This is a genomic window from Kribbella koreensis (assembly GCF_039525325.1).
Classification (GTDB): domain Bacteria; phylum Actinomycetota; class Actinomycetes; order Propionibacteriales; family Kribbellaceae; genus Kribbella; species Kribbella koreensis.
On sequence record NZ_BAAAHK010000002.1, the window covers coordinates 364,960 to 372,382 of the forward strand.

7 protein-coding genes are annotated in these 7,423 nt (G+C 67.4%); 6 read left to right on the forward strand and 1 reads right to left on the reverse strand.

What is annotated here, in order from left to right; all coding sequences use genetic code 11:
• Positions 1-44 precede the first annotated feature (44 nt).
• The 4 genes from ABD116_RS03925 to ABD116_RS03940 are packed head-to-tail and all read left to right on the forward strand — an operon-like array spanning position 45 to position 3,374.
• A complete protein-coding gene (locus ABD116_RS03925) occupies positions 45-575 on the forward strand; it encodes an RNA polymerase sigma factor (protein WP_343964867.1) in 531 nt (176 codons plus the stop codon).
• On the forward strand, positions 572-1,249 hold the full coding sequence (locus tag ABD116_RS03930) for a hypothetical protein (RefSeq protein WP_343964869.1): 678 nt from the start codon (positions 572-574) through the stop codon (positions 1,247-1,249). The genes ABD116_RS03925 and ABD116_RS03930 overlap by 4 nt, the downstream gene beginning before the upstream one ends.
• 22 nt (positions 1,250-1,271) lie before the next feature.
• Positions 1,272-2,693, forward strand: a complete 1,422-nt coding sequence (gene argH, locus ABD116_RS03935) for an argininosuccinate lyase (protein ID WP_343964871.1) — start codon at positions 1,272-1,274, stop codon at positions 2,691-2,693.
• Entirely contained in the window at positions 2,694-3,374 is a 681-nt protein-coding gene (locus tag ABD116_RS03940) for a DNA-3-methyladenine glycosylase (RefSeq protein ID WP_343964872.1), read from the forward strand.
• Here ABD116_RS03940 and ABD116_RS03945 read toward each other — a convergent pair.
• Positions 3,371-4,330, reverse strand: a complete 960-nt coding sequence (locus ABD116_RS03945; RefSeq protein WP_343964873.1) for an LLM class flavin-dependent oxidoreductase — start codon at positions 4,328-4,330, stop codon at positions 3,371-3,373. The two genes, ABD116_RS03940 and ABD116_RS03945, sit on opposite strands and share 4 nt — an antisense overlap.
• Before the next feature lie 75 nt (positions 4,331-4,405).
• Between ABD116_RS03945 and ABD116_RS03950 the strand changes: the two genes are divergently transcribed.
• Entirely contained in the window at positions 4,406-5,443 is a 1,038-nt protein-coding gene (locus ABD116_RS03950) for an App1 family protein phosphatidate phosphatase (RefSeq protein WP_343964874.1), read from the forward strand.
• A gap of 70 nt (positions 5,444-5,513) precedes the next feature.
• On the forward strand, positions 5,514-6,818 hold the full coding sequence (gene tyrS, locus ABD116_RS03955; protein ID WP_343964875.1) for a tyrosine--tRNA ligase: 1,305 nt from the start codon (positions 5,514-5,516) through the stop codon (positions 6,816-6,818).
• Positions 6,819-7,423 lie beyond the last annotated feature (605 nt).

Genomic DNA, 7,423 nt, shown 5'->3' on the forward strand with positions numbered 1-7,423 from the left:
GTACAGGCGAGCGGTCCGCGGCGGGCGGCTCAGGAGGGGACGGGATGGACTTCGAGAGGCTGGTGGAGCTGCACAGCGCTGACCTGCATGCCTACCTGAGCCGGCGCTCGACGTCAGAGGTCGCGGACGACCTACTGGCCGACGTGTGGCTGGCGGCCTTCAGCGGGCGGAGCAGCTTCGACCCCGAGCTGGGCAGTGTGCGCGGCTGGCTCTTCGGGATCGCGCGGCATGTACTGCACAGCTACTACCGCCGGCATCGCCTACGGACCGTACTGACCCGAGCTGACCGGCCACTTGATGAGACAGCCGCAGTGGATGCCCGCCTGGACGCCGCTGCCCTGGTCCCCGCTTTACGAGAGGCCCTGCGCTCACTACCTGCAGTAGAGCGCGAACTACTCCTCCTGGTCGCCTGGGAGCAGCTAACCCCATCAGAGGCCGGCCAGGTGCTCGGTATCCCTGCAGGGACAGCCCGCTCCCGCCTCCACCGCGCACGGCAACGAATGGACGAACGGCTAGGTGACTCGACCCAAGTAGTGGACGAGAACACCAACCACAAACTTGGAGCCGACTCATGACCGACTACCTGGACACACTGACCGCAGTGGGCGAAGTACCGCCCCCTAGCGCGGAGACCCTGGCCCGCGCCCAGACCGCGGTACGAGAAGCAGCTGCTGGACCCTTGCGGCCGAGGCGCCGCGTGCCTTTGGTGGCTTTGGGCGTGGGGGCTGCGGTGGCAGTGGTTGCTGTGGTCGGGGCGGTCGTGTTGGGTCCGGAGCAGGACGCACCACCGGTCGCAGGCAACCAGCCGAGCGCGCCGACCGTACCGGCCGTACCGACTGGGCCCACGCCCAGCTATCGGGCTGGTGGAGCTGAGTCCTGCGTGGCCGCGCCTGAAGGCGAGTGGCTGAGGAAACAGGCCTTCGCCTTCGACGGAACAGTGCTGGCCATCGAGGAGCCGTCGGCCGGGCATAGTCTGTTCATCCGCCGGGGCTACACGATGGTGACCTTCAAGGTGAACCACTGGTACAAGGCTGGCACTGCGGACCAGGTGCGGGTCCTGGTGCCGGGACCGGTTGATCCGCAGTGGGCGAAGAACATGTCCGAGGCCGGGCTCTACTTCGAGGTGGGCAGTCGGCTGCTGGTCAGTGGTCAGCTACTCGGCGGCGAGCAGGCCGCGTCGAGTTGCGGGTTCAGTCGCCCCTACGACGAGGGGACGGCTCGCAAGTGGGCCGGGACCTTCGGCAAATGAGATCTGTTGAGAGGATGTTGATGTGAGCACGGGTAAAGGTGAGAGTGCGGCCCTGTGGGGCGGCCGGTTCGCGGGTGGGCCGGCTGATGCGTTGGCGGCGCTGAGCAAGTCGACGCAGTTCGACTGGGTGCTGGCGCCGTACGACATCGCCGGGTCGAAGGCGCACGCGAAGGTGCTGCACCGCGCGGGGCTGCTGACCGACGAGGACCTCACCAAGATGCTCGCCGGGCTGGACGAGCTGCTGGCCGACGTACTGTCCGGCGCTTTCGTCGCGGCCGAGGCTGACGAGGACGTGCACACTGCGCTCGAGCGTGGGCTGGTGGACCGGCTCGGTGCCGAGCTGGGCGGTCGCCTGCGGGCAGGGCGGTCGCGGAACGACCAGGTCGCCACGCTGTTCAAGAGCTTCCTGCGCGACCACGGCCGGATCATCAGCGGTCTCGTGCTCGACCAGGTGAACACCCTGGCCGAGCAGGCCGAGAAGCACCTCGGTGTGGCGATGCCTGGCCGGACACACTTCCAGCACGCGCAGCCGGTGCTCTTGTCGCATCACCTGCTGGCGCATGCCTGGCCGCTGATCCGCGACCTCGACCGGCTGGCCGACTGGGACCGCCGGGTCGCCGCCGATTCGCCGTACGGGTCCGGTGCTCTGGCCGGCAGCACGCTCGGGCTGGACCCGCAGTTCGTGGCGGTCGAGCTGGGTTTCACGAACTCGTCGGCCAACTCGATCGACGGGACGGCCGCGCGGGACTTCGTCGCGGAGTTCGCCTTCGTGTGCGCGCAGATCGGCATCGATCTGTCCCGGCAGGCCGAAGAGGTGATCATCTGGGCGACCAAGGAGTTCGGGTTCGTCCAGCTGGACGACGCGTACTCGACCGGGTCGAGCATCATGCCGCAGAAGAAGAACCCGGACATCGCGGAGCTCGCCCGCGGCAAGTCCGGCCGGCTGATCGGCAATCTGACCGGGCTGCTCGCGACGCTGAAGGCGCAGCCGCTCGCGTACAACCGGGATCTGCAGGAGGACAAGGAGCCGGTCTTCGACTCCGTGGACACGCTCGAGGTGCTGCTGCCCGCGTTCACCGGGATGATCCGGACGCTGCGCTTCAACACCGAGCGGCTGGAGGAGCTGGCGCCGCAGGGCTTCTCGCTGGCGACCGATATCGCCGAATGGCTGGTCAAGCAGAAGGTGCCGTTCCGGGTCGCGCACGAGCTGGCCGGCGCGTGCGTGCAGGAGTGCGAGAAGCGCGGCATCGAGCTGTGGGACCTGTCCGACGAGGACCTCGCCGCGATCTCGCCTGCGCTGACTCCCGAGGTGCGGACCGTCTTGAGCGTCGAGGGCTCGGTTGCCTCCCGCAACGGCCGCGGCGGCACCGCCACCGACCGCGTCACCGAGCAACTGGCCGAGCTCCGCACCCGCGCGACTGAGCACGCGGACCGCCTCGCCTAGATGCCTCCTGTACGTCGTACGTCCCTAGCAGCGCCGGTGCTCGAAGTAGCACCGGCGCTGCTAGGCATGGTCCTCCGCCGGACCACTCCGGAGGGCGTGGTCGCAGTCCGGATCACCGAGGTGGAGGCCTACGACGGCCCCAACGACCCCGGCTCCCACTCATACCGAGGCCAAACCCCCCGCAACGCGGTCATGTTCGGCCCACCCGGCCACCTCTACGTCTACTTCACCTACGGCATGCACTACTGCATGAACATCGCAGTAGGCCCACCCAACCAACCCTCAGCAGTCCTCTTCCGAGCCGGCGAGATCATCGAAGGCACACCCCTGGCCCGCCAAAGACGGGGCTTCACCACCGCTCCCGCCTTCCCTCTCGGGAGCGAGGCGGCGGAGCCGCGAGCCCGTCCACGAGCCGCGAAGGTCCACCCGGACCGCGATCTCGCCCGCGGGCCGGCCCGCCTCTGCGTTGCTCTTGGCATCGACCGAGCGGACAACGGCGTCGACCTACTCAACCGCGGCTCGGCTGTCCAGCTGTTGCCCGGGGACGGCTATGACGGTGAGGTGGCAACCGGCCCCCGGGTCGGCCTCCGCGAGGCGGCTGACTGGCCGTGGCGGTTCTGGATCCCAGGCGACCCCACCGTCTCGCCGTACAAGCCCCACGTACCGAAGAAGCGCAGTTAGCGGTTGGCCAGCTCCAGCACATACTCCAGCTGAGGCAACCCGTGCTCGACCTCCGGATCCGGGAACAGACCGATGTGATGCACCCCGGCCGCCTCCAGCTTCTCGATGTGCGCAGCGGCGTCATCCAGCGTGCCGATCGGCCCGATCTCCGCCCACCACTCCTGGGGCATCGAGACGAACCCCTCGACACCCTTCTCCGCATGCAGCTTCACCAGCTCGTCGTAGAACGGCAGCGCCGCAAGCGCCGGGTTCTTGTCCTTGAGCTGCCACCCCAACCAAGGCGCACTCCACTCGTACGCCGTCTTCCGATCACCCCGCACGCAGAGCGCACTGAAGACAGCCACCACAAACCCCTCCGGCGACCCAGCCTGCCCGACAGCAGCCCGCACATAGTCCGGTGTAGCCGGCTCAGCGAGCACCACCCCACCCGCAACCCGCCCAGCCAGCGCCATCGACTTAGGCCCCCGCACCCCGAGCAGAATCGGCGGCGGCGTGGTCGGCGGCGCATCCAGCTGCACGTCCTGGAGTACGACGTACTGCCCCTCCATCGTCACCTTCTCGCCCGCCAGCAGCCGGGTAACAGCAGTAGTCACCTCCTCGAGCGCAGTCAGCGGCGACTTGGGCCGAACCCCCATCTGCCCCATCCACTCCTGCACCCCATGCCCGATGCCAGGCAGGAACCGCCCCGGCGCCAACGCGTCGAGCGTGGCGAACTCCATCGCCGTAACAGCCGCAGTACGGGCTACTGCCGGCACGATGCCGAGCCCACAGGTCAGCCGCTCAGTCGTAGCCAACGCGGCAGCGACCAGCGAGGGCCCGGCTGTGTAGAAGCAGTCCTCGATCAGCCACAGCTCGTCCGCGCCACCGGCGTCGAGACGGCGGGCGACGTCGGTCACCAGGGCGGCAGGGAAGGTCCGGGGGAAGCACATTCCGAGAGCAGCGGAGGTCTGGGTCATATCGAGACTGTAAAGGTCGCCGGGGACAGTCCTCCTGGTGCGCGTACAGGCCCCGTCTGCGGGTAGGTTTCGGACATGGCCCGTCCGCACTACTCCTCGCGTCTGGAGGACTGGTTCAACGTCGGCGTCGGGGTCCTCCTGCGCCGCCGCGGCTGGCGGGAGCGGATCATCCCGCACGTCGGCTACGGCACCCAGGAGTTCACCCGGGTGCTGGCCCGCGTCGTGCTGAGCCGGGACCCGCGCAACCAGCCCCGGTACGACGAGGACCAGGTGGTGCGCGGTTGGCGGGTATTCGTCACCGCTCCGGCTACCGGCGTACAGGTGTCGATCACTGTGTCCGGGCAGACCTTCGAGGCGACCACCGACCGCGGTGGCTTCATCGACCTGACTGTGCCGGTGGCGCTGCCACCTGGGTGGCATGAGATCAGCCTGGGCGTGCATGGCGAGCGGCAGGCACGCGGGAAGGTAGTGGTACCCGACCCGGACGCCACGTTCGGCCTGGTCAGCGACATCGACGACACGGTGATGCTGACGATGCTGCCGCGACCACTGATCGCCGCCTGGAACACGTTCGTCCGCGAGGAGCAGGCCCGACGGGTGGTACCGGGCATGGCGGAGATGTACGCCGAGCTGCTGGCAGACCACCCGGGTGCGCCGATGTTCTACCTCTCCACCGGCGCCTGGAACACGGCCCCGACCCTGACCCGCTTCCTCCAGCGGCACGGCTACCCGGCCGGTCCACTGCTGATGACCGACTGGGGGCCGACCAACACCGGCTGGTTCCGCAGCGGGCAGGAGCACAAGCGCACTGCGCTGCGCCGGCTGGCAGTTGAGTTCCCGAACGTGAAGTGGGTGCTGGTGGGGGACGACGGCCAGCACGACCCGCAGCTGTACGGCGACTTCGCCCAGACGCACCCGGATCACGTACGGGCCATCGGTATCCGCCAGCTGACCCCTGCGGAGCAGGTGCTGTCCCACGGTCTACCAGTGCCGAACCCGGACCCTGGCGCGCACGATCCGCATCGCCCGACGGCCGCAACCGTGCATGGGCCTGACGGACATGCGCTGGTCGCGCAGCTGCGCGCAGTACTGTCCCGGCCCGAGGCGAGCTGACCCGGCACCTGCCCGCTGGAGCAGGTACAGGACACTTGTGGTGATCTGACGTGACTCGAGGAGAGACCAAGTGACCGACAGCGGGACCGCAAGCCGCACCCAGGTGCTCGACGACCTGGAGAGCCGTGGCCTGATCGCGCACTCCACCGACCCGGACGCGCTCCGTGCGTCGATGGCCGCCGGACCGATCACCTCGTACGTCGGGTTCGACCCGACCGCGCCGAGCCTGCACATGGGCAACCTGCTGCAGCTCCTGACGTTGCGGCGGCTGCAACTGGCCGGCCACAACCCGATCGGGCTGGTCGGCGGCGCCACCGGACTGATCGGCGACCCCAAGGAGTCCTCCGAGCGGGTGCTGAACCCCAAGGACCTGGTGCAGCAGTGGGTGGAGAAGGTCCGCAGCCAGGTAGAGCGGTTCGTCGACTTCGACGAGTCGCTGCCCAACCCGGCGCGGATGGTCAACAACTATGACTGGACCAAGGACCTCAACACGCTCGACTTCCTCCGGGACATCGGCAAGCACTTCCCGGTGAACCGGATGCTCGGCCGGGAGGTCGTGAAGGCCCGGCTGGAGCAGGGGATCAGCTACACCGAGTTCAGCTACGTACTGCTGCAGTCGCTGGACTACCTGGAGCTGTACCGGCGCCACGGCTGCACCTTGCAGACCGGTGGAAGCGACCAGTGGGGGAACCTGACCGCTGGAGTCGAGCTGATCCGGCGGTCGGACGCGGGGAAGGCGCACGCGCTGGCCACTCCGCTGGTGACCAAGGCGGACGGCACCAAGTTCGGCAAGACCGAGTCGGGGACCATCTGGCTGGACCGGGAGCTGACGTCGCCGTACGCGTTCTACCAGTTCTGGTTCAACACCGATGACCGCGATGTGATGCAGCTTGTGCGGTTCTACACGTTCCGGACGGCAGAGGAGATCGCTGCACTCGAGGAAGCGACTGCTGAGCGCCCGCATGCTCGGGAGGCGCAGCGGTTGCTGGCGGAGGACGTCACGACCCTGGTGCACGGCGCTGAGGAGACCGAGCAGGTGAAGCTCGCTGCGAAGGCGCTGTTCGGCCAGTCGGAGTTGCAGGCGCTGCAGGGGTCGACCCTGGTGGCCGCGCTGCGGGAGGCGCCGCACTACGAGCTCAAGCCGGATGAGCAGATGCCCACCATCACGGACCTGCTGGTGCTCTCGGAGCTCGTGGCGAGCAAGTCCGCCGCGCGACGGACGATCGCCGAAGGTGGCGCGTACCTGAACAACGAGAAGGTGAGCGATCCGGAGTACGTCCCGAGCGGCGAGGATCTGCTGCCCGGGGGAGCGCTGGTACTGCGGCGCGGGAAGCGTTCGTTCGCAGGGGTTCTGGCCTCGCCGGTGGCCGGCTGACGTATCGCACGAGGTCGGTGCCGGGGGCAAATTACAGGCCTGTGATTCGGCCCACCGGTAACCGATTTGACCGGCTACCTGCCCGCCACGTAATGTTCTTCTTGTTGGAGCGAGTGCGGGACGCGAAAGCGGCCGGTCGCTCCGAACCCCCCAAGACTGGCTGAGCCGCACCGTGTCGTTGATCCGGGTCGGTAGCTTCTGATGCGGGGTGCGGATCAGAAAAACTGGGTCTTGACTCGGTGGTGCTGGTCCGGTAGAGTAACGCAGGTTGCCCCGGAGTCCTGGCCGCAAGGTCTGTGACGCGGTGTGCGTCCGATTCTTGAGAACTCAACAGCGTGCCGAAAGTCAATGCCGAAATTTAGCATTAACCCCCTTCACGGGTCTCGGTGTAAGTAGGCTTGCTTGCCTCTTCGAGGTTGGCCGGTCTGGTTCATCGTTGATTCGTGTTGGATTCCTTTGTAATTTTTCTGGATTCAAGTCAGTTTGATTTGTTTCTGATTGCAATGGATCGTTTTTCGTTTGTCTGTTCTCCGTCCTTCGGGACGGTGGATATATAGATTTCAACGGAGAGTTTGATCCTGGCTCAGGACGAACGCTGGCGGCGT